The 23,001-nt window shown below is 56.2% G+C and carries 16 protein-coding genes and 3 pseudogenes; 11 read left to right on the top strand and 8 right to left on the bottom strand.

Annotation, left to right across the window (positions count from 1 at the left end; translation table 11 throughout):
• Nucleotides 1-11: 11 nt before the first annotated feature.
• Both ACVTFQ_RS27515 and ACVTFQ_RS27510 read right to left on the bottom strand, forming a co-directional pair.
• Nucleotides 12-995: an amidohydrolase family protein gene (locus ACVTFQ_RS27515; protein WP_112982059.1), complete on the bottom strand. Its 984-nt coding sequence runs from the start codon at nt 993-995 to the stop codon at nt 12-14.
• A gap of 25 nt (nt 996-1,020) precedes the next feature.
• Nucleotides 1,021-2,247, bottom strand: a complete 1,227-nt coding sequence (locus tag ACVTFQ_RS27510; RefSeq protein ID WP_112950422.1) for an ABC transporter substrate-binding protein — start codon at nt 2,245-2,247, stop codon at nt 1,021-1,023.
• A 170-nt stretch (nt 2,248-2,417) separates the two neighbouring features.
• Between ACVTFQ_RS27510 and ACVTFQ_RS27505 the strand changes: the two genes are divergently transcribed.
• The 4 genes and pseudogenes from ACVTFQ_RS27505 to ACVTFQ_RS27490 all read left to right on the top strand — a co-directional run bounded on the left by ACVTFQ_RS27505 (nt 2,418) and on the right by ACVTFQ_RS27490 (nt 5,704).
• Nucleotides 2,418-3,038: a TetR/AcrR family transcriptional regulator gene (locus ACVTFQ_RS27505; RefSeq protein ID WP_112950399.1), complete on the top strand. Its 621-nt coding sequence runs from the start codon at nt 2,418-2,420 to the stop codon at nt 3,036-3,038.
• A 461-nt stretch (nt 3,039-3,499) separates the two neighbouring features.
• A pseudogene (locus ACVTFQ_RS27500) lies at nt 3,500-4,617 on the top strand (IS110 family RNA-guided transposase).
• Nucleotides 4,618-4,925: 308 nt separating this feature from the next.
• Nucleotides 4,926-5,208: pseudogene (locus ACVTFQ_RS27495) on the top strand (transposase).
• Nucleotides 5,209-5,233: 25 nt separating this feature from the next.
• Nucleotides 5,234-5,704 (top strand): transposase family protein, encoded by a 471-nt coding sequence (locus ACVTFQ_RS27490; protein ID WP_470424289.1) that lies wholly within the window; start codon nt 5,234-5,236, stop codon nt 5,702-5,704.
• 252 nt (nt 5,705-5,956) lie between these two features.
• Here ACVTFQ_RS27490 and ACVTFQ_RS27485 read toward each other — a convergent pair whose 3' ends face one another.
• Nucleotides 5,957-6,556, bottom strand: coding sequence for a J domain-containing protein (locus ACVTFQ_RS27485; protein ID WP_111565443.1), 600 nt, complete (start codon nt 6,554-6,556; stop codon nt 5,957-5,959).
• A gap of 554 nt (nt 6,557-7,110) precedes the next feature.
• Here ACVTFQ_RS27485 and ACVTFQ_RS27480 point away from each other — a divergent pair.
• From ACVTFQ_RS27480 to ACVTFQ_RS27470, 3 genes are all read left to right on the top strand, one after another.
• Complete coding sequence (locus ACVTFQ_RS27480; RefSeq protein ID WP_413397614.1) at nt 7,111-8,484, top strand: ISNCY family transposase; 1,374 nt, start codon at nt 7,111-7,113, stop codon at nt 8,482-8,484.
• A 258-nt stretch (nt 8,485-8,742) separates the two neighbouring features.
• Nucleotides 8,743-9,753: an IS30 family transposase gene (locus ACVTFQ_RS27475; RefSeq protein WP_470424288.1), complete on the top strand. Its 1,011-nt coding sequence runs from the start codon at nt 8,743-8,745 to the stop codon at nt 9,751-9,753.
• A 105-nt stretch (nt 9,754-9,858) separates the two neighbouring features.
• Complete coding sequence (locus ACVTFQ_RS27470) at nt 9,859-10,872, top strand: IS30 family transposase (protein WP_470424287.1); 1,014 nt, start codon at nt 9,859-9,861, stop codon at nt 10,870-10,872.
• A 379-nt stretch (nt 10,873-11,251) separates the two neighbouring features.
• Here the strand turns inward: ACVTFQ_RS27470 and ACVTFQ_RS27465 are convergent, their stop codons facing one another.
• From ACVTFQ_RS27465 to ACVTFQ_RS27455, 3 genes are all read right to left on the bottom strand, one after another.
• The gene (locus ACVTFQ_RS27465) at nt 11,252-12,568 is read right to left on the bottom strand and encodes a UDP-glucose dehydrogenase family protein (RefSeq protein ID WP_283193663.1); all 1,317 of its coding nucleotides are present in this window, start codon (nt 12,566-12,568) and stop codon (nt 11,252-11,254) included.
• Between the two features lie 85 nt (nt 12,569-12,653).
• Complete coding sequence (locus ACVTFQ_RS27460; RefSeq protein ID WP_112436884.1) at nt 12,654-13,577, bottom strand: glycoside hydrolase family 16 protein; 924 nt, start codon at nt 13,575-13,577, stop codon at nt 12,654-12,656.
• 27 nt (nt 13,578-13,604) lie between these two features.
• On the bottom strand, nt 13,605-14,753 hold the full coding sequence (locus ACVTFQ_RS27455) for a glycosyltransferase (RefSeq protein ID WP_112436883.1): 1,149 nt from the start codon (nt 14,751-14,753) through the stop codon (nt 13,605-13,607).
• A gap of 335 nt (nt 14,754-15,088) precedes the next feature.
• Between ACVTFQ_RS27455 and ACVTFQ_RS27450 the strand changes: the two genes are divergently transcribed.
• On the top strand, nt 15,089-16,114 hold the full coding sequence (locus tag ACVTFQ_RS27450) for a glycosyltransferase family 2 protein (protein ID WP_470424286.1): 1,026 nt from the start codon (nt 15,089-15,091) through the stop codon (nt 16,112-16,114).
• Between the two features lie 13 nt (nt 16,115-16,127).
• On the opposite strand, the gene ACVTFQ_RS27445 is transcribed toward ACVTFQ_RS27450, so the two are convergent.
• Complete coding sequence (locus ACVTFQ_RS27445) at nt 16,128-17,210, bottom strand: glycosyltransferase family 4 protein (RefSeq protein WP_470424285.1); 1,083 nt, start codon at nt 17,208-17,210, stop codon at nt 16,128-16,130.
• Between the two features lie 61 nt (nt 17,211-17,271).
• Nucleotides 17,272-18,597: an NAD(P)-binding protein gene (locus tag ACVTFQ_RS27440; protein ID WP_470424284.1), complete on the bottom strand. Its 1,326-nt coding sequence runs from the start codon at nt 18,595-18,597 to the stop codon at nt 17,272-17,274.
• A gap of 269 nt (nt 18,598-18,866) precedes the next feature.
• On the opposite strand from ACVTFQ_RS27440, the gene ACVTFQ_RS27435 reads away from it, so the two are divergent.
• The 3 genes and pseudogenes from ACVTFQ_RS27435 to ACVTFQ_RS27425 form a co-directional block, all read left to right on the top strand.
• Complete coding sequence (locus ACVTFQ_RS27435) at nt 18,867-20,849, top strand: hydrolase (protein WP_470424283.1); 1,983 nt, start codon at nt 18,867-18,869, stop codon at nt 20,847-20,849.
• 148 nt (nt 20,850-20,997) lie between these two features.
• Nucleotides 20,998-22,437 carry an oligosaccharide flippase family protein gene (locus ACVTFQ_RS27430; protein WP_470424282.1) on the top strand — a complete coding sequence of 480 codons (1,440 nt, stop codon included), beginning with the start codon at nt 20,998-21,000 and terminating at the stop codon, nt 22,435-22,437.
• A 239-nt stretch (nt 22,438-22,676) separates the two neighbouring features.
• Nucleotides 22,677-22,877 (top strand): annotated as a pseudogene (locus ACVTFQ_RS27425) (helix-turn-helix domain-containing protein); the annotation flags it as partial.
• Between the last annotated feature and the right edge of the window lie 124 nt (nt 22,878-23,001).

Here is a 23,001-nt window from a genome sequence, read left to right as displayed (position 1 = left end):
GCTTTTCCTTCCTAAACGGCGCTGACGAGGGTGAGCGCGTTCTCGCCTTGAATGAGATCAAGTTCCGATGCTGACACGCCTGCGTGTTTCAAATTTTCCATGGGAGTGAGATCTGCCATGTCGAACGGAATGTCCGTTCCCAAGAGGACGTGCTCCGGACCGACGAGGTCGATAAGGTAACGAAGCGCCTGAGGATCATGCGTAATGCTGTCGAAGTAGAAACGCTTCAGAACATCTTTTGGAGACGTTGCAATGGTCTGAGCTTCCTTCCGGACCTTTTGTCCGTGAACCAATCTCCCTATTTGATAGGGTAGAAATCCCCCTCCATGAGACAGGCAGATCTTCAGGTTCGGAATTTCCTCCATTGCCCCACTGAATATCAGCTGTGCTGCCATCACGGCCGTGTCTAGGGGGTTTCCGATCAGGTTTGTGAGGTAGTACGGCTCGAGTCCCGGCTTGACGCCGAAGTAGTAGGGGTGTGTGAGTATGAAGACATCGAGCTCCGCCGCCTTCTTTAGCACAGAACGATATTCCGGCGCGGCAAGTTGGATGCCGTCCACATGCGTTCCGATCATGACCGCGCGGATGCCTAATTTAGTCACCAGATACTCAAGCTCTAGAACCGAGGCCTCCGGCGACTGCATTGGCAGTGTGCCCATGGCAATCAAACGGGTTGGAGCGGACGCCGCGAAGGCCGCTACTTCATTGTTAAGGGTGCGGACGAACTCTGCGTTCCGTTCCGCGTTTTCACGGTAAAAGAAGAGTGTCGGCGAAGGCGAGATGATAGCTTTGTCAAAGCCCCGCTCGTCGAGCTTCTGGACTTTCGATGCAGGGTTTAGGAACTCATCGAACAGCGGATACGCAAATCCTTCGCGATGGACAAGACGCGTCTGCGAGTCGCCTTTGTCAACTCTGACACCAAATGCCTCTGGGTCTGCATCGAAAAGCGAAACAATCCCTCGGGGAATGACGTGGTTATGTGCATCGACAATCATCCGACGCTCCTCTTCCTATTTCAAATTAGATCTGTGTCGGGTCGTTACGTGAATAAACAGGCGCACCCAGGAATTGCTCCGGGGGATAGTTCCAGAACTGGGATACCTGGTCGTAGGTTTTGATGACGGTGTTCACCAGTTTTCCGTCCTTCCGCTCGACCTTGCGGATGTATATGTTCTCGACCGGGTTGCCGTATTTATCGAGCTTCCATGGACCACGCGGGTCGTTGGCGATAGCAACGTTGCGAAGGGCTTTGAAGAAAGCGTCCTTGTTGTCGACCCCGCCATCTATCGATGTGAGTGCTGCTTCGATCGCAAGACCTGCGGAATAAGCCCCAACCGAATAGAAGCCGGGGTCAACCCCTGTGACCTTCCTAAGGTTTTCGACAAATTGTTTGTTGCTAGGGGTTTCCAGGGCGGCCGAGTACCAGCCTGCGGAAACGATGCCAACCGCCTCATCACCCATCGTGTGCAGTACACCTTCATCGACCGTCGTCATCGCTGAGATGACAGGGATCTGACCGACCATCCCATACTCGCTGTACTGGCGCAGGAATCGTAGACCATTTGCCCCGGCAAATGCTGCGAATACCGCGTCGGCACCAGCAATTTGCGAAATGTATGCGCCGTAGTCTGGGGCATTGAGCGGTGCCCAAAGTTTAGTGGTGATCGAGCCTCCATTCGCCTCAAATACGCGCTGGAAACCCGATGTTTGCTCTTGGCCGAAAGCAAAATCGTCTGCGATCGTTATGATATTCTTATAGCCGAGTTCCTTGGCGGCGTATTCACCAAGGGGATGGCAGGGCTGAGCCGAAGTTGAGGATGTTCTAACGAACCAAGGGTTGAGCTTGCGTTGGGTCAAATCCTCCGCAGCGGCTGAAGAACATATGAATGGGATCTTTGCCTCGGCGAGGTAATCGTTGATTGCCAGTGCCTCGAATGCGGCTACCGGACCGACAACCATGTGAACATCTGACCGCTGCACTAGTTCCTGGGCTCTCGTTTTGGCTAGCGCAGGTTGGCCTCCAGTGTCGGCGACGATCAATTCAACGGGTCGACCGGCGATTTTGCCACTGCGCTCGTTCAGAAACAGCTGGAAACCGTCTTCCATCTGGCGGCCACCTGCGGCCAGGGCGCCGGATTTGCAGCTCAAGAAACCAATTCGGATTGGCTTTTCCTGAGCAAGCGCTGGAATAGCGGTGGCACCTGCGAGTGCAATTGCTGAACCCAATACTTGTCGTCTATTTAGCATGACATCCTCCCACATCTGCTATTTATCGATTGATAAACTGAGCGTAATGTTGGCATCGGTCAAGTGGCTAAATCATAAAAAATGCAGGGGCGTACCGCGTGAAGTGTTTGATTTGGGGGTTTGCAACTGATAAATTAGACGCGAAAAGTTGGGGATTTGGAGGGAAAATCATGAAGTCTGGCCGCCGGTTATCACCCGACGACAGGGAACAGGAGATTGTCCGCGAAGCCGTTAATTTCTTCGCTGAATTTGGCTTTGAGGGAAACACACGGGAGCTGGCGCGAAGACTGGGTATAACGCAACCGCTTCTTTACCGATACTTTCCGACCAAGGACGCTTTGGTCGAAAAAGTTTACGAGGCCGTATTCATGCGCCGCTGGAATCCGTTCTGGGAGGATTTGCTTCAAGATCGTACGAAGACGCTGCACCAGCGACTCCGCGAGTTCTACAAGGATTACTCAAAAGTGATTTTGTCGTACGAGTGGGTGCGCCTGTTCATGTTCGCAGGCCTCAAGGGACTTGATTTCAACACCCGATATCTCGAGCTCCTCAGGCAGAGGGTCTTCTCTGTGATCATTGGGGAACTCCGTGTGGAGTATCAGCGTGAGCCGGTATCCAATGTGCCAATCACCACTCTCGAGGTCGAGGCGGTATGGGGCCTTCATGCGGCCATTTTCTACTTGGGTGTCCGGAAGTTCATCTACGACATGCCTGTCGACAACATCCAAACAGTTGTTGAAATGGAGTTGGACGTCTTCCTGAATGGAGTTCCGACGGTGCTCTCGAAGTGACAAAAATCAGACAACCAGGTCGAGTTCGATCCGAGTGTCTGGAGCTTTATAGGCAGCCAAAATATTGCGCGTATTGTATCGTCTATGCCGCAATTATTTAACCGAAAGACCCAAAAGAGTTTGCGAGTTTGTCGATTTGTCGTGACTTTGTGGTCTCGGTCGCTTTCAGCACCTGTTCGAGAGGCTTCAGATCAGTATACGTACCCGCAGTCCACCGAGCTTCGTGCAGATTTTCAATACGGAAGCTGATATTAAGCAGATACGCATCATCTGACAATGCGCCAGCATCGTGCAATTTTTTCGTGAAATCCAACCAAGTTGACCTGCCACTGCGAATTTCCTCCAGAATGGATTAGACCGTATGTTCGCGGGGTGAGTGTGGCCCGCCCCCGCGGTAAGCTGAATTCGGGGGTTGCTCTGGATTGGCCGGAGCCTTGCCCCATGCTTAGCGAGGGCGAACCATGAAAGAAGATAGCGTATTCTTCATTGGCCTGGATACATCCAAGTCGAAGATTTCAGTTGCGGTTGCCGATGGAGCGCGCAACGGCGAGGTGCGGTTTTTTGGCGACATCTCCTCGGAACCGGCGTCTGTGACGTCGATGGTCAACAGACTTTCAAAGCGTGGAGGGAAGCTTCACTTTTGCTACGAAGCAGGTCCGACCGGTTACGGCCTTTACCGTCAGATTATCGAACTGGGACACGACTGCGTGGTGGTGGCACGATCGCTCGTGCCCAGGCGTGCGGGCGACCGGGTGAAGACAAACCGCCGGGATGCCGTAAGCCTGGCGCGGCTGCACCGGGCGGGCGAACTGACCTCGGTCTGGGTTCCGGACGAAGGTCATGAGGCGATCCGCGACCTGGTACGAGCCCGCGAAGCTGCCAACGACGCGCTGAAACAGGCGCGTCAGCAACTTCAATCTTTCTTGTTGCGTCACGGCCGCATCTATACCGGACGCAAGCCATGGACGCGCGCCCATGTACGGTGGCTGGCGTGCCAGGGATTTGATCACCCCGCCCACCAAATCCTGTTGGCAGAATATTGCCAGGCCATCGAGGATGCCGGCGTGCGTCTGGACAGGCTAACGAAGTTGGTGGCGGAGACCGCAGCTTCCTGGTCGATGGCGCCGGTTGTGGCCGCCTATCAAGCGATGCGCGGCGTCGCGTTCATGACGGCGGTCACCTTTGTCGTCGAAATCGGCGACGTCAGGCGCTTTGATAATCCCCGTCAGTTGATGGCATATCTTGGCCTCGTGCCGTCGGAGAGCTCGACGGGCGAACGGGTCAAGCGTGGTGGGATTACCAAGGCGGGTAACACAAGGGCTCGAAGAGTTCTCATTGAAGGGGCTTGGACATATCGCTTCCCTGCACGGGTAAGCCCGACGATCCAGGCACGGCTGGAGGGACTGCCAAGGACAGTTCGCGAGATTGCCTGGAAAGGCCAAATACGGCTTTGCGCGCGCTATCGAAAACTAATCGCGGCAGGCAAGCCGAAGGTCGTCGCGGTCACCGCCATTGCGCGAGAAATGGCCGCGTTCTGTGGGCGATTGGGCAGGAGGTCGCTCCTGCAACAAAGGTTTAAAGCGCCGACCGTCGGCGGAAAATTATCGAGAAACTCAATCATCTGTCTGATGTGCAAAGTTGGAGGCAGGGCTCCGGTGGGGAACCCTCGCGGACTCTATGTGGCGGATACATCCATGCCCGAGATTAGACAGAGGCAGCCCCAGACGAGCACACGGAAATGCGGTACCCAACCCGCGTATAAGAGTATGCCAGCCGTCGTCTAAATGCCCTGTCTCCTGCTTTGTGCATCAGCTTTACGCATGACCTCCTCGTCAAAGGCGAAAGAAGAAACGCGCCTAACGAGCTTGCAATTTAAAGGGCGGACGCATGAAGAAGCAGCGATTTACGGAAGAGCAGATTATTGCGGTATTGAAGGAGCAGGTGGCCGGCGCGAAGGCGGCCGACCTTTGCCGCGGGCATGGAATCAGAAGCAACGTTTTATAACTGGAAAGCCAAATACGGCGGCATGAAGGTCTCTGAGGCGAAGCGGCTGAAGGCGCTTGAGGACGAGAATGCCAGGCTGAAGAAGCTGCTCGCCGAACAGATGCTTGATGCGGCCGCCCTCCGCGAGCTTCTCCAAAAAAATGGTAGGGCCCGCCGCCAAGCGTGAACCCGTCACTCACCTGAGGACCGTCATGGGGCTTTCGGAACGGCGGGTCTGCCAGATCATAACTGCCGATCGCAAGACGATCCGTTACCAGTCGAACCGACCGTTGGAGACCGAATTGCGAGCAGGGCTGCGCGAGTTGGCTAATGAGCGAAGGCGTTTCGGCTACCGTCGACTGTTCGTCCTGATTCGCCGTGAAAGAAAGCCGTCCGGCGTCAATCGCATCTATCGGCTCTATCGCGAGGAAGGGCTTTCAGTACACAAGCGGAAGACCCGACGCCGTACTGTCGGCACGCGTGCTCCGATCGTGGTCGAAGCGAAGGCAAACGCCCGCGGGTCGCTGGATTTCGTCCACGACCGGTTTGCCTGCGGACGGGGGTTTCGTGTGCTCAACATCGTCGATGATGTGACGCGTGAATGCCTGGCAGCAATTCCAGACATCTCAATCTCCGGCCGCCGTGTCGCACGGGAGCTGACGATGCTGATCGAACGAAGGTGAGGGGCGAACCAAGGGGTATTTAGCTAAATATTTCGCATCCAATCACCCTCGCATTAGCGAGGGGTCCGCCGCCAAAGTTTTGAATTTGGAAGAGTGATCACCAAAGTGCAGTCCATTCCAACGCCACCTGGCGCAGTAGGTAATCGAGCGGCGCATTCAAGCAGGCTAGTAGAACGTCACATCGAGAGCGGGATCGTAGAGCCGTCTTGTTCCGCGTAAAACGTCAACGAGGGCTCGCTCGAAATTCCTACGTCAGCAAAAACCGTTTAACTTCAGTATCTTGATGGCTTCGATCGTCGCCCGCAGTCGGTCCTCTGACTGCCGATTGCCGTTATTTGCATCGGGATGATGTAGCTTCAGCCGCTCTTTGTATCGTTGTCTGATGTCCTCAGGCGCTGCTGTTTGTTGAAGCCCAAGCGTTTCGAAGGCCTTTGCCTCAAGTGGCTTGAGGGTCCGCGAAGATGTTGCCGCGTTCTGTTGGCTCGCCTTGCCTCGTGCTCTCAGTGATTTCGCTGATCCCGACGGGACGGACGACGGCAGCGGGGTCTCGAATTTTGGCTGGTCCGTTCGTACACCGCGCGTGCCTATCTTACCAGCAGCCGCGTCGAGCTGGTACCTTGCTATAGCGGGATCCGAATGGCTTGGATAATAGCTGTAGCCCTTACCGTATGCCTTTGAATGCTCTAGACAGAAGGTGAGGTAAAGTCCCTCGGCGGCACTGCCTACCGGCGCTCTTTGAGTTCCCGAATTTTCGCAGCCGTCCCATTGGCACTTAGGCCCGCTCGGCTGGGTGGGCTTGTCACGGCTGCTGCGGATTGGCCTCAGGCCAACGAAGATTTTCGAATCATTCATCGGCATCATATATGGTGGACGAGGTGTCCTCAGCAAGGTCCGAGCTTGTTAGGAAACTCGTCTGCGGCCATTCGCGCGTTCTGATCATTCGACCTTCGCAGGTCGCCAGAACGTTTCAAATGCCTTTTTCAGGCGCTCACCTGTAAGGCTTGGTCAAATGTGTCATTTCTTGATGTGTATCACAGTTCGGATCAGTCCGACTAAGGGTACGACTTAGCACGTGCCCGTGACAGCGGACAGAGCAGATCAGTTCCAGTTGGGTGCAGACGTCAATTGATCGGCTGTTGCCGTCGGCGCGAGTTCACGCCACGGTTCTTAGTAGGAATGATTTTGCTTTTTTCCCGCTGATCTGGCTACCTTGCCAATTATGGGCGTTTCGTTCCTGATAATCTGGTCTTGGTCCGGTTTCACATGATCTGGTACGCTAGCTCATGGTGTAAAGTTCCATAAGCTATCTTATGCGATCTTTTCATGTAGCCGCAAAGTTAGAATGTCCTAATTTAGCAAAGTTAGAGTGTCACACTCCCCGCGTTTGATAACGCGGAGACGAGCAGATGGGATTGATAGCGATGAGCGAGCGGGATCTGCGGCGGATCGAGGTTTTGTCGAAGGTGGCGGCTGGCCGTATGACGATGGTGACGGCGGCGCATGTGCTTGACGTGAGCACGCGCCAGGTGCGCCGATTGTTGACCCGGATGAGCATTGGAGGAGCCGCATCGATCCGCCACAAGGCGATCGGACGTCCATCGAACAACCGGATCAGCGACGGCGTTCGGGATTACGCGGTGACGCTGGTCCGGGAAAGTTATGCAGACTTTGGCCCGACCCTCGCGTCAGAGATGCTGGCGGAGCGGGATGGATTGTGTGTGTCGCGCGAGACGTTGCGTCATTGGATGATCGATGCCGGCATCTGGTTGTCGCGCAAGCAGCGCCGGACCTTCCATCAGCCAAGATTGCGTCGCGAGGCTTATGGCGAACTGGTGCAGATTGATGGCTCCGACCATCGCTGGTTCGAAGATCGTGGCGATCCGTGTACGTTATTGGTGTTCATCGACGATGCGACCGGCAAGTTGATGCAATTGCGGTTTGTGCGATCGGAAAGTGCGTTTTCCTACTTTGAAGCGCTAGGGCTTTATTTGCGTGAGCACGGTGCCCCAATCGCGTTTTATTCAGACAAGCATTCGGTGTTCCGAGTGGCAAGGAAGGATGCCAAGGGCGGCCAGGCCATGACGCAGTTCGGGCGTGCGCTTTGCGAGCTAAACATCGAGATTCTCTGCGCAAATTCCAGCCAAGCCAAGGGTCGTGTCGAACGGATGAACCGGACATTGCAGGATCGCCTGGTCAAGGCGCTGCGACTGGCCAGGATCGATGACATGGAGACTGGCAACGCGTTTCTGGCGAGTTTCATGAGCCGGTATAATGCGCGATTTTCCATCGTCCCTGCCCGTTGCGATGATTTGCACCGGCCGCTGAATCTGGCGCCGGATCGATTGACCGAGATCCTATGTAAACGCGAGCAGCGTTACGTCGGAACACAGCTGACGTTTTCGTTTGAACGCAAGCGGATCATGTTGGCGGAGACCGACGTGACGCGTGGTCTGGTTGGCCATTATGTCGAGACCTATGCCTATGCGGATGGTCGCCTCGATGTACGCTGGAAAGGATACTCCCTACCCTATACGGTGTTCGACAAGGACCAGCGGGTAACGCATGCGGCAATTACCGAGAACAAGCGGCTCGGTGATATTCTGGCTTACGTCAAGGAGCGTCAGGACCAGCATGTGCCGCCGGTCGTCAAGACCAATAGCGAGAAGATCGGTTACCAGCCACGGGGTCGAAAGCCGGGACGGAGCACGGATTTCATGAATGATCCCGCGGTGATTGCGCGGCGCAAAAAGGCGCTGTTGAAGCAGGCAGCCGCGGAGTGAGCTGAAGGTCGAATAACCTCAAAGCTAAAGCCGAAGAGGTGTGTTTGCCACCCGCCCCGATCTGATCTTGCAAGCGGGATTAGCCGCTCCGATCGGGGCTGGTCGGTGTGCCGTGTAGCGACCAGTCGGACATTTCTACTTTGCATATCGGCGGACATTTCAACATGGCTGCCACATTTCATGTAGCAGGGGTGGGTTCAAGGATGAAGTGCGACTTGCGAATGATACCAATGGGTTGTCACTCGCAAGGAAGCTGCAATGAAACGCACCTACTCCCACATCGACATGGATGAACGGCGTAAGATCGCCCGCTGGCGCATGGCGGGCCTGACTGTTGACACCATCGCCGAGAAGCTTGGGCGCCATCGCTCGACGATTTTCCGGGAGATCAAGCGCAACATGTTCACCGATGAGGTCATCCCGGATCTCAACGGCTATTACTGTGTAACAGCGCATGACATGGCCTGCGAACGACGCGCCAAGCTGAGGAAGCTGGCGCGGTTCTCGCGCGTCCGTCAGTCGGTGATTGATCGGATCAAGCACGGTTGGTCGCCGCAGCAGATCGCCGGCCGAATGCGGCTAGAGCGACATCCCGTCTCGGTGAGCCACGAAACGATCTACAAGTTCGCGTATTCGGCCGATGGTCAGGCGATCAAGTTGTGGCGACATTTGCCCGAACATCGGGCTCGGCGGCGACCTCGACATGCAAGACGCAAGCATGGCCAACGGTTTAGCCCGGAACTCAACATTCTGCGCCGCCCTGATACTGTCGCTGACCGAAAGCAGTTCGGGCACTGGGAATGCGATCTCATTCAGTTCCGCAAGAAGTTCGGAAAAGCCAATGTGACGTCGCTCGTCGAACGCGTGAGCCGCTTTGCCATCTTCCTGCGTAACAATGACCGGCAATCCAGACCCGTCATGGATGGCCTCGTCCAGACCCTGCAAGCCCTGCCCCATCTTGCGCGTCGCTCCATCACTTTTGATCGCGGCACGGAGTTCACCGACTGGCCTTATCTGCAAGCCAGCATCGGTACACAGACCTGGTTCTGTGACCCGCAGTCGCCGTGGCAGAAAGGAACCGTCGAAAACACCAACGGCAGAGTGCGGAAATGGCTTTCGAGAGATGTCGACCCTTTATCCATCACGGATGCCGATCTCATCGAGATCTGCAACCGGCTAAACGCGACGCCGCGCAAATGCCTTGGCTATCGAACGCCAGCAGAGGTCTTTCGAAAGAAACTGCTCGCGCAGATTCGTTATGCTGGTTAGCTTGGCCGAACCCGCAAGTCGCGGTTCAGCATGAACTCACACCGGGGCAGATTCCATTTTCAAATGCAACGAGGACAATAATGGCCATGGTTTCAGGAGGATGGAATGGCCCGCTCTTTTGTGCAGTTGAGTTTGGATGAACGCCGCATCATCGCGCGGATGCATGAGAAGAAGATCAGTCAAGCGGAGATCGCGCGCGCCCTTCGCCGCGATCGCTCGACGATCTGCCGGGAACTGCGACGCAATTTCTGGCGTGATCGTGACGTTCCGATTGCCGAAGGATACTGGCACGTCACTGCACATGGGATGGCGGTCGACCGACGCCGCAAATACCGCAAGCTGCTGCGGGATCCTGGTCTGTGTGCCGCCGTGATAGATCGCTTGAAGGATGGCTGGTCTCCGGAACAGATTTCCGGGCGGCTGCGGCTTGCCGGTGGTGCCGCCACCCGGCTGAGCCATGAGACAATTTATCAGTACGTCTATTCGCAGGAAGGCCAGGATCAGCAATTGGCGCGTCACCTGCCTGAACGACGCCGCAGACGGCGGCCGAGATATGCACGCAAACCAAGAAACCTCGTATTTCCAATGGAATGCGCCATTCGCAACAGACCTGACATCATCAATTCCCGAAGTGAATTCGGTCACTGGGAAGCGGATCTGATGATCTTCAGAAAGGAGCATGGCGCCGCAAACATCGCCACCGTCGTGGAGCGCAAGAGCCGTTACACTCTGCTGTTTCGCAACAATGACCGGCGCTCGAAGCCGATCATGAACCAGTTGATCCGGCATCTCGCACCCCTGCCCGTCCAAGCCAGGCAAAGCCTGACATTCGATCGAGGACTGGAGTTCGTGTCATGGCGCGAGCTCGAGCACGGCATGGGAACGACCGCCTGGTTCTGCGACCCCCAGGCTCCCTGGCAGAAGGGCACGGTCGAGAACACAAACAAGCGTGTTCGACGATACCTGCCGCCAGAAACGGTCGTACTGGATGTCAGCAATCAGGAGATCCGTTCCCTGTGTAACAGGCTGAATGACACGCCGCGCAAGTGCCTAGGATTTCAAACGCCAAGGGAGATGTTCAGCAGACCTCTATTGGATCTGGAAAGGCAATGTGAGTAGCTTACGAAGCAACGTTGCATTCAATCTGGAACCAGCAATCGTACGTTAAATCAACAGCGAAGCCTGAGCCATTTGCACCGCTTTCTGACCTAAGCTCGCTTGCGGAGACCATAGACGTTGTTTCATCGCCTACGCCACGTGCAGCTTAAAAATTGTCGCCGAGTGAGCTGGAAGGAAGTTTCGCTTGAAAGCCGTCACATAGTAGACGAGAAAGGTAGTGTAATCGCGGACGAGGAAGTCACTGCTCTTTGTTTTTGAAACTCCGAGCCATTGAAGATTGCTACGCCAGTTGCGGCGATAACCATTTGTCCAACCACGATCCAATCACCATTTCGGAGATTGGCGTCGATTAGAAGAAACTTCCTGGAGTCAGGTTCTCTCATCCCCTGGCGGACTTTCTCCCAACCGGTTGATAGCTGAAGCCATGTCTCGTGACTTCGGCGATCGGATAGATGTTGCGCAGATCGACCAGCACCGGCGTCTTGACGAGCGTCTTTAGCCGCTTGAAGTCGAGTGCGCGGAACTCTTCCCATTCGGTGACCAGCACCAGCGCATCGGCGCCTTCAGCGATCTCATAAGGGTCGCTGCCGTAGACGACCGGGCCGAGCAGGTCTTTCGCCGCATCCATCCCCTCGGGATCATAGACGTGGACGGTGGCACCACCGTCGAGCAGCGCCTGGATGATGGTGATCGAGGGCGCATCGCGCATGTCGTCGGTATTCGGCTTGAAGGTGAGGCCGAGGATGGCGATCTTCTTGCCACGCACGTTGCCATCGCAGGCCGCGACCACCTTGCGGCCCATGGCGCGCTTGCGGTTGTCGTTGATGGCGACGGTGGTCTCGATCAGCCGCATCGGGCTGTCATGATCCTGCGCGGTCTTGACCAGCGCCAGCGTATCCTTGGGGAAGCACGAGCCGCCGTAGCCTGGACCGGCATGCAGGAACTTGTCGCCGATGCGCTTGTCCATGCCGATGCCCTTCGCGACCTTCTGCACGTCGGCGCCGATCTGCTCGCAGAGATCGGCGATCTCGTTGATGAAGGTGATCTTCATGGCGAGGAACGCGTTGGCGGCGTATTTGATCAGCTCGGAGGTGCGGCGCTCGCAGAAATAGAGCGGGGCTTCGTTGAGATAGAGCGGGCGGTAGACTTCGCGCATGACCTCGATGGCACGCGGCTCCTCGGTACCGAGCACGATGCGGTCGGGGCGCTTGAAGTCGGTGATGGCGGCACCTTCGCGCAGGAATTCCGGGTTCGACACGACCTCGATGTCCTTGTCGGGAAACTCTTCGCGGAAGATGCGCTCAAGCTCATCGCCAGTGCCGACGGGGACCGTCGACTTGGTGACAACGACGGTGAAGCCTTCGACGGATGCGGCGATTTCACGCGCGGCGGCATAGACGTAACTGAGGTCCGCATGACCATCGCCACGGCGCGAGGGCGTGCCGACCGCGATGAAGACGACGTCGGCGGCGGCCACGGGGGCGGCGAGATCCTTGGAGAAATCCAGGCGTCCGGCGGCGCGGTTCTGTGCGATGATGGTGTCGAGGCCGGGTTCGAAGATCGGTACCTGGCCTGCTTCTAGCGCGTCGATCTTGGCGGCCGACTTGTCGACGCAGGTGATATGATGGCCGAAATCCGCGAGGCAGGCCCCCGAGACGAGGCCGACATAGCCCGAGCCGATCATCACAATACGCATTCGACCTCACAATTCCGGGGCGATGAAGCGCCCCAACTTAGCAACGAGTTAAACTGTCAATTGAATGGGCAATCGCCTTCTGCCCTCAGGTATAGACCCTAAAATAGTCCACACGCATATGCGTCAACTTATCCTCGTCCCGCAAAGGTTGTGGAAACGGCACGTCGGTTCTCAACGCAAGCGTCAAAAGGGGCCAGAACACGTCAAACTCATCGTCCAGCCGTTCGGACCGTGTGATCGGCCAGTTCGCAACTTGCCCCGTCTTAGTATCCACCACTGGTTTGCGATTGAAGTACGGGACGCACCGTGTGTCATCGACGAGCATGCCGTAGAGGCAATAGCCCGCCGTCATGTCGACTGACGTCTCAACGCCCGTGCTTCTGCTACTTGCGTCCGGGCCTCCCCATTCATGAAGATATGTCCCATAAACAGTCGGCTCCCATCCCTTGTGCTCCACGACATCGAGCTCAATACTGGTTTTGGGCTCCAGGATACTGCGACCGTTCAGCAACCAGAATGCCGGCCAGGTTAGGGGATGACGCGGAAACAACATTCGGGCCTCGAAGTAACCCTTCCGCCAGCCTTTTAGAACCACCCCATCCTTGCGTGCGGATTGGAGGCTTCCGGAAATCCACTGAAATTCGGGCAGAGAGTTCCCATAATACTTGCGCACGTCCATCGGACGGCCAATGTATTTGGCGGCTATCTGCAGTGCCTTGCCGTCTTCGGCAGCATCGTCATCGACAATCGAATATGGATTGAACCCTTCCTCTCCGTGTCGGGTCGCAAAGGCCGAGCGGCCATAGAATCCGGTGCCGTCTGTGGTTGCTTTCGGCCCGGCGTTCCAGATTGACCAGTCGAGCGAATTGAATCGATCCTCGAACACGATGTTCCTGGATGCCGTCGGGTCATTTGTCGTTGCCGCTTCGGATGAAAAGCCTCCACACGGCATCGCTAGCAAGGTGGATGCACCTTGAAGAAACCGACGTCGATCGAATAGTTGCATCATGTGCGCGCCCCGTTCCAACGGTTGTTTCTATGCAAGCTCCTGGACAGCCGAACGAAGCGCCTGCGCGTGAATTTCAACCACGCGTTCCGGGCTGTATCTTTCGATGAAGGCTTTCCGGAAATCAGAATGCGCCTTTTCGCTCGCTATGTTGTCGCAGTAATAGATCATTGCCTCGACCAACGTCGCGCCACCATCCAACGCGACGAGCCGGCCAAGACGACTGTCCACTAGGATATCGCTAGGCCCAAAGTCGCAGTCCGTGGATACGACCGGCAAGCCGAAACGCAATGCCTCGCATATAGCAAGCGACCAGCCCTCCCATCGCGATGTCGAGACGTAAACATCGCTTGTCGCAAGAGCGGGCTCAGGGCTGCTAGGATAGTGCTCGATACGGACAACCTCATCCAACCCGAGCTTTGAGATCTCAGCGCGCAGACTGGCTTCCTCGCTGCCGTATCCGACGACCTTCAGTCTGACGTTTGGACGAACCTTGACGAGCCTCGAGAACGCATGGAGGAGAATGTCCTGGCCCTTTTGAAAGGCAAAACGCCCCACATTGACGAATGTGACCACGTCGGACGACTGGTCGGAAGCTGATCCATTGTCAAGATCAAAAGACCGCACCGGATTAGGCACCCACACTTGTGGTGTTTTGCTGTTGAACATCTCCTTGAAAGACTCCAACTGCCTCGGAGAGGTGCCAAAAACATATGACACTCGAGACAGGAAATAGGTCCGCATCAAAAAGAACAGCACCTTTGCCTTGAAATGGGCCGCCTCGCGCTTCGGATTCCCGTGCAGATGCACGGCAAACCGGCGCTTCAGGCCTAGGCAAGCCGCCATGCACATGACGGTCGGCTCGATTTGCGGGACAACGACGAGGCTGTAATCTGTCGCCTTGATGACGCTCCTGAATGTCCGGATCAATTCGATCCTGCTACGCGCGACCCGGTCGATACTGCGATAGCCGCGTGCTTCGGTGGGGCGGTTTTTATGGACTGATGTGTAAAGGACATCAACCTCGAAATCATCCGGATATCGGTCCGCCAGCATCGCGCAGACGGCATCGACCACCCGCTCTATGCCGGCAAACGCGCTCGTTCCAGGCTGGATATAAAGGATTTTAAGGCGGCGCTTCGGTTTATCGCGCACGCTTGACCCAACCTGAATGTTCATTCGTCCTCCGGGCCAATACTTGGCTAAACACGAGCCGCCGGCACAGGCAGATGGCTTTCACAAAGGGTTTTCACTCGACAGTTGTCGCCGAGACCATCTCAACGTTCGGCAGGCACTTGCTGTGATCGTCGCCACCTCGGCGGCGGCGTTGAACGCCGTGCCAAAGACCGACGATGATGGTTATATTGCAGCCTCGGCATTACTCGGATGTGACAGTTTTATAGACAATACTATCTCAATAAAGATGCCGTGGCTGAGGCGTTATTTTCTAGACGTCTTGCACTGCACTTGTTATGCTGCTTTGCAACATAATCTGTGCGGAGAAGGTTTGCAAGATGTTAAAGTCTCAGCCCCTGCTAAGCGTCATCATTACTTGCTATAACTACGAAACGTACATCGATGAATGCATTCAAAGTGTTCTCTCTCAGGACTATGATAATCTAGAAGTAATTGTTGTTGATGACGGGTCGACCGACGGCTCTTGGAGTAAGATCCAGAAATATGGTGACCGGATCACCGCCATTCGAGGCGAAAACAGTGGCCCGCTTAAGGCGTGTAGAAGTGGCTTGTCACGATCGCATGGCGCCTTCATCTATTTCCTTGATGCCGATGATGCTTTGTGCGAAGGCGCACTGACGGAACTAGAACCCTATCTACGATCTGACGTCTCCAAGATTCAGTTCATGCTACTGCCCGTCGACAAAGACGGGAAGGCCATTGGCAATCCGTTTCCTGAACTGCGTAGATCGGCCAACTCCCAGCAACTTATCCAGTCCATTCGACAAAAGGGTCACTACAATACGCCGCCGACATCCGGAAACGTCTATCGTCGGGATGTCTATGACGGGTTGGGCGAGATGACGTATGAGCGGGCGATCGACGGGGTACCCTATCTTCTGGCGCCCTTCGTCGGAGAAGTCATCTCCATCGACCATCCGCTTGGCCGATACAGAATCCACAACGCTAACCTCTCGTCCTTTTCCGACATCAGTTCCAAACGCATGAAAGCATATGTCGAGCGTTTTATGGGTCGCCTCCACCATCTGGCCGAGCTCGTGGAAGCAAGGAGCGCCACGGCCGCCAAAGTCAACGTGCGTAACGACTATGCCTACGTCACGGAATTGAACACGATGAGTCTGGTCGTCGATGGGAAAAGACCCAGCGTTGGGCAGATCTCGGCGCATATCGGCGCGGTCGTGCGCGAAAATTCTGGCATGAAGCGGGTTGCACTATGCCTATTCGCAGTTGGACTGTTCGCACTTCCAAATGTTCTGGCGAAGCACCTGGCCGCCGTCAGAATCGATCCTTCCCGCGCGCGTCGGATGCGCTCGCGCCTCAAGCACGTCTTTTCGCTCGCTTGACTTCAACCTACGGTTAGCTTGCCATCGCTGGGGAGGCCGCCGAGGGCGCCCTTGCCTCGTTATAGACCTCAAGTGTTTCCCTGGCGACACGTTCAATCGTCAGACGCTCTATTCTGAACTGGCTTTTCTGGCGCCATTCGGACAGGCGACTGGGAGCTTCCAACAAATGTCGAAGCATGTCGGCAAGGGCGGCCGGATCACGCGGTGGTACCAGAAGACCGGCTTTGCCATGTTCCAACAGCTGTGGAATTCCATCGACAGACGAACCGACGACAGCGCAGCCGGCCTCGCGCGCTTCCGACAGGACGAGAGGGGCCGGATCGGCGTGCGACGGCAAAACGAAGATGTCGGCGCCCAGCATGTAGGGATAGGGATCGGTGGTCGAGCCAACGAACGTGATGTCGCGCGCACTGTCCAACGCCGCGGCTCTGGCTTTGTATTCCTCGCGTAGCGGGCCGTCGCCAACGATGTAAAGGCGGGCATCCGAGTACGATTTGTGGACGACTTCAAAAGCATCGAGAAGATCGGGTAGGCCCTTGCGCGGGTGGAGGCCACCAACGAATAGGATGCTTGGGGAGCGCAGTGGTTTCGGCTCCTCGCTGCGGCCCGTCGACCGGCTCGATCCGATTGTGCCGTTTAGCACGACCTTCAACTTTGAGGGACGCACACCTCGTCGTTGCATCGAGGCGCCAACGACGTCGCTAACAGCAATGACGCGGGTGCCAAGTCCCATCAGCGTTGCGCTTTTCTCGAACTCATTGTGAACAGTGGTAATCAGCGGAACACCCCGCAACTTGCAGATCGGGAACGCGATCACTGCGCTTGTCATCATATGCGCGTGGACAACATCGACGTCATATCTGCCAATCGCACGATGCAAACCAAAAAGCGCCCTTAAAAGATGCGGAATTTTCCGCTGATGTGGGATGTAGATTGTCTTGACACCGTTTGCCTTTAGCAGGCTGTCAAAGTCGCCACCCTCGCTCGCCATGAAGACCTCATGCCCAAGCTTTACTTGCGCACATGCGAGGTCGACTGCGGCATGGACATGCCCGTTCAGGCGACGCGTGTGATTGAGAACATGTAAAATCCGCATGGTCGACCTCGTGTGACACTCTACTGAGACCCTGATCCGATCTCCGTTGATCGTAGCAATCTCATTGCGATGAGACGGCATTTTCAACGTCCAACGTCGAGACCCGGGCCGTCGGCTGATAGTTGAAGCCGCCCTGGCGGCCGATCGATTCCACGCCGAAGGCTTTCAATCTCGAGATCGCCCGGGCAGCGTCCTGCGCGGCACCTTTAGCGTAGATCGGATAGGCGTTGGCGAGCGTATGGCTTCCTTCGAGCTTGAGATCGCCGAGGAACAGTCGATTGGCATTGGCGTGCCGGCGAAAATCTGCTTCGGCCTCTTCGCACGAATCGACTTGGCCGGCGATGACCTCGACTGCAAAATACTCACGACCATCGACGCGACCGTAAAAGTCTGAGTAGACCGTCAAACGCTTCCATGCACCCTCGTGTGAGAAATTGTAGATGATCGCCTGGGAAAAGCCCTTGTCGCCGGAAAAGCTGAAGTAGAGCGTAATCAGTGTGATCGTCTTCAATCCCGAGGTTTGAACGTTGCCGCATATGCGTTCGGCAACGCTAATCGGAACCGTCGACACGACTCGCTCGGCAACAAGCGTTTCTCCCTTGTGGAACAGTTCATAGCCCGTGGATGCCCGGCTGAGGTGGAGGGCCTCAGCCGATAGTGTGAACACCACACCACGACCTTCGAGCTTGCATCGAGCGAGGCAGTAAAGCGCTTCGAAGCCTTCTCGTGGCCGCGCCATTTGACGATTCTTTGGACCGCTTGCCTTTTTGCGTTTCAAAAATCGACGGCTCAGATTGATGATCGAGGCATATTCGGAGATCCAAAGCATGCGTTTTCGTGCGAGATCAAGGTCGATCTCTTCAGCGGCAATACCATAGAATCGCTGCATGTAAGTCCCCAGTCCGGATCGGTGTAGCAAGTAAGCGCCGATCCAGTAGCGTGCGAAGTCACGCGCGTTTTCCATGCGGCGGCGAAACAGGCGCGCATAAAGGACAGAAGCGAAAATACGCACTACGCCGAGAGGCCCGGCTGCTAGAATGTCGTCGCGTATCGAAATTGGATAAAGCGTGATTTTCCCCTGCGGATTTAGTCTCCCCCAGCTCGGCTTGATGTGTACGTAGCGTTCAAGGAGCTCGGGAAAGTGTCGGAGCAATGGAGAATCGTCTTGAAATATCAGGCTCCCGACATCAAAGGTGTAGCCCGCCCGCGACGACCAATCCATGTGGTTTCCGCCCACATGGGAGTACTCGTCGACAACGGCAACCCGCTTGCCTTCCCCTGAAAAAATCGCCGCGGCAACCAGGCCTGAAATGCCGGCGCCGAGCACGATGACGTCAAAATGCTGCACTGCGGACATGCGTGAGGGTTGATGGCTCACATCATCCATTGTTCACCCCCGAACTGCTATCACTCACGAAAGTGATACAGTATAATTCAATTGAAAAAGCGTCGTTATATCAATCGATACGACGACCAAAGAATAGATAGGTAAATAAATTTTGCAACTATTCTGCACTGCAAAATAAATAATTTTTGCACTTGATGGAATTAAAATAATGCTGCAGAATTTTTGCAATTGCGAATTCACTGATCCAGTCCTTGTTGCAGCGCATCCACAGCAACAGTACTGTCCAATGACAGGAACGGGGCCGATCGATGGCAAAGGGTTATTCGGTGCCACGGCAAAGCCTCGCCCATCTGCTGCAAGCACCCCTGGACGGTATCGACTTGATATCGACAGATGTGTTCGACACCCTCCTCTTGCGGCAGCCTCGATCCCAAAGATCGCGCTTGATACAAGCCGAGAAGCTCTTTTCAGGAGTGCTGCGAGATGAGGGATTTCACATCAGCCCAGATCATCTGTTTCGCACGCGCCAACTTGCCGAGCGCTTTGGTTACCGCGCGCTCAATATCGGTGGCGGGGCCGGAGAAGTTCGGCTTGTCGATATCCTCAAACGTCAGTTCGCAATTCTCGGCCTGCCGGAGCGCTTCATCGAGAAGCGCATCGCGATCGAGGTGGCGATCGAAAAGCGCTCACTGTCGGCAAACCAGATGCTTGCCCGAGTGCTGCGCGTTCATCGCCGGACCGGCATTCGCATTGTTGCAGTCTCGGACACGGCACTGCCAAAGCGCCAACTGTCGGAACTGATCAATCATTTCCACGGGCCCGGTCTGATCGACGATATCTACTCGAGCGCCGAGGTCGGGGAAAGCAAGCGTTTTGGTCATCTCTTTTCGCATGTCCTCCTGACGGAAGGCATTGCGGCATCACGTCTTTTGCATCTCGGAGACGATCTTCTTGCCGACTGCACGGTCCCAAGAACCATGGGTATCCACACGCTGCATCTTCCTAAAGGACGCCTTAGGCGCCTCGCCACGCAAGCCGACGGTGCCAGGTCGCAAGCAGCCCGTGGCGTTCGCAATACCGTCATCAAGCCTGCCCGCGTGCCACATCTCGCAGATCGGGAAGGCTTCGGCCGAGACGTCTTCGGTCCTGTTGTCGCGCAGTTTTGCTTCTATATCTGGCTCTACGCCCGACAGGCGGAGATGAAAGGCGATGCGGCTCTCCTGTTTTGTGCGCGCGGCGGTATCGGCATCCGCGCAGCCTTCGAGAAGCTGGTCGCCAAACTTGATCTCCCGATTGCAATCCGACGTGAGAATATTCTCATTTCACGCCTGATTGCCGCGCGATCAGCGCTCATCCAGCAAAGCCCCACAGTTCTTGATGAGTTGGCACGTGAATTCAAGAAGAACACATTTGCCGAGGTAGCCGACGCCCTTGGTGGCGCAACCTACAGACTGTCCGACGCCTGGCAACGACCCTTTGATCCAGCCCAGTTCTACGGGTTGCTGGAGACCACCGAAGGCGGCCGCGTGCTTGCTGATATCGCGCAGCAGAACGCGCTCTTCGAGCGCCATCTGGCGCAGATTGCCGGCGATGCCAAACGCATCATTCTCTGTGACACCGGTCTCTATGGAAGCACCCAGCGTCTCGTCGCAGCTGGGCTCCCCCAGCGCAAATTTGAAACGATCCAGTTCGCGCGGTGCAACTACAAAGGCCTCAGCGAAGATCACTTCTCGCGCGTTACGGGTTTGGTCGTTGAAGAAGACCTCTATAACCCGCTACGGATCGAGACGGTGATTTTGCGTTACTGGCAGATCATCGAGAGCCTGTTCGAACCAGCAATCCCTTCGGTTCGCCATCTTAGCGAGTCGGACGACGGATCCGTTCATAGCAACGCCGGTCCGATCGCCTATGGGCAGCTTGATCCAGCGCAGGTCAACCCCTTGCTTACGGGTGTCTTTCAATACATCGATCGTGTCGAAAGCGGTGCAAGGGTCATGTCGGATGCAGACCGCGCTTGGCGGAGACTTAAGAGGGCAATCACCAAGCCTGACGCGTTCGACATTATAGCACTGGGCGTGGGCGCGCGATCCGTCGATTTCGGACGTGCCGACAATGTCCACGTTCTCGAGAAATCGAACGCACCCAATCTGGCCAACAAGCTGACGGAGATCAAGTCACAGCTGTGGCGGGAAGGTGCGATCGTTCGAGACTTTCCGTTGCTCAAGAGCGCGTTGCTCCCAGCCCTGGAGATGGTCCACATTATCAGGCAGGTGTCTGCACGGCTCAAATAGCCGCGCCAAGACACTGTCCACAGCAAGTCAGATTTCAGCACAGTGATTAAGTTACCCGGCATGGGGGCCTTTCAAGATTGCATGGCCCCGCACAATCACAGCTTTACAGCCTGGCGCAGTGAACGAGCGCTTGAACTTGGAGTAAGAGATGCTTGCGGTAAAGACGATCAAGGGAGCCGGATGGCTGGTCTTTTCCCGCTTTCTCGGACGCATCATCGACTTTTTCACCCTGCTGGTCCTCGCCCGTGTGCTGACGCCGGGCGACTTTGGCCTGGCGGCGATCGCCACATCGCTCGTCGTGGTCGTTGATACGGTGCTTGAGGTTCCTGTAACGCAGGCCCTCGTTCGGCTCCCGACAATCAACAAATCCCACCTTGATACCGGTTTTACCGTAGGCGTGATGAGAGGTGTCGTTATCGGAGCGATAGTCCTGGCGATCGCGTGGCCTTATTCCTGGATCAATCACGACAGCCATCTCGTGCTGCTTGTCGCTGTGCTAAGCCTCGGCCCGATATCCAGGGGGCTGGCCAGCCCAGCAATGGTGAACTTCGCGCGGGAGCTGGGATTTCGTCAGACGTTCATTCTGGAATCATCGGGCAAGTTGACCGCCGCGCTCGTTGCTGTCTTCGTTGTCCTTGCCGGTGGAGCGTACTGGGCAATCGTCGCCAATTTCGTTGTCGCCTCGCTTGCATCAACAATCGTGTCCTACGTCCTCGCGCCCTACCGTCCCGCCTTCTCGCTCGCGCGTCTTCCCGACTTCGCCGGCTTTATCGGCTGGTTTTCCTCGGCACAGCTGATTTCTGCATTGAACTGGCAGTTCGATCGATTTCTTGTGGGAGCGCTGGCAGATCGTCCGACCCTCGGTCGCTATGCGGTTGCAAGCGATGTCGCGGTGATCCCAACGCAAAGTCTGATTGGCCCGGCTCTTCAGCCCGTCATGGCTGCTTTTTCGCAAATCAATACCGATCGCGTCCGCGTAAGGCAGGCCTTTTTGAAGGCCACGCGCATCGCGATGATGGTATCGGCCCCCGCCTGCGTGGGCATATCGCTGACAGCAGATCTCGCGACCGATATCCTGCTTGGCGCGAAATGGGAGCATGCAGCACCCCTCCTCAGCCTGCTGGCGTTGGCCGTTGCGCCAATCCCCTATGTTCAGACACTCTCGTCAGTGAGCATCGCGCTGGATCGGCCGCAAATCATCTTTCGGCTGAACGCTATAGACCTCACCTTTCGCGTGCTGCTGATCTCGATAGGCTTCTACCTGGCTTCCGTCACTGGCGTCAGCGTGGCCAGGATCGCCTTGTCCTCGCTCATGTTTGCCTTCTACCTTGCTGAAGCGCGCCGGCTGCTCGACGTTTCCTTTGCAGCCCAACTGCTCAATATTTGGAAGGTGGTGGTTGCGGTGGCTCTCATGGCTGTGGCCGTGTGGTTTTTACGAGAAGAGCTTGCCGGAAGAAATTTTCCGCACGTCGTGGAGCTTGGGATCGCTATAGCCGCCGGTGCAGCCACCTATGCCGCAGGGCTCCTGCTCCTTGGGGTTAGGGTGGCGGCAGGTCGCGGCCGGTTGGCGCTCTACGACAGATATTAAGGTACTGCTCAGCAGGCCTCCGCCGTCAATGGGGGCGAAAAAGCACTGCCAAACCCCAAATTGCGCGAGGCAGTAACCCGGCCTGAGGCGCTTATCAAAACGGGACCAGCTTAGAGTTGTCAGTACCGGAGCAATACTCCCCATTCGTGCCGTTTCATCTTCCCCAGGTGCTGCGGCCGCTGGTCTTCCGGGGCGCGCGCCGGAAGACCAGCGGCGCGTCATCGCCGATACTCCTTCCGATGGTCGGAAGGGGGACATTGGTGATCAAGCTGAGGGGGACGATCATGATCCTGGATCTGCATCAGCAGGGGCTGACGGTGTCGGCTATTTCCAGGGAAACAGGCATTGATCGCAAGACTGTGCGCAAATAGATTGAACGAGGCCTTGAGGCTCCGGCTTATGGACCGAGAAAGCCTCGCGCGACAGTTATCGATCCGTTCGCTTCATCGGACTGATTGGCATAGTCTTCTATGCTGGCTGGTTCTCCAGGTGAGGCGACGGAAGCGCGAAAATCATGCATAGGCGGATGATGGTCGGATCAAGGGCGACATCAACTTCCCGACC

The organism is Rhizobium sp. O111, from assembly GCF_055616315.1.
Note: the sequence above shows the minus strand (reverse complement) of the source record. Positions and strands in the feature narration are given on the sequence as shown.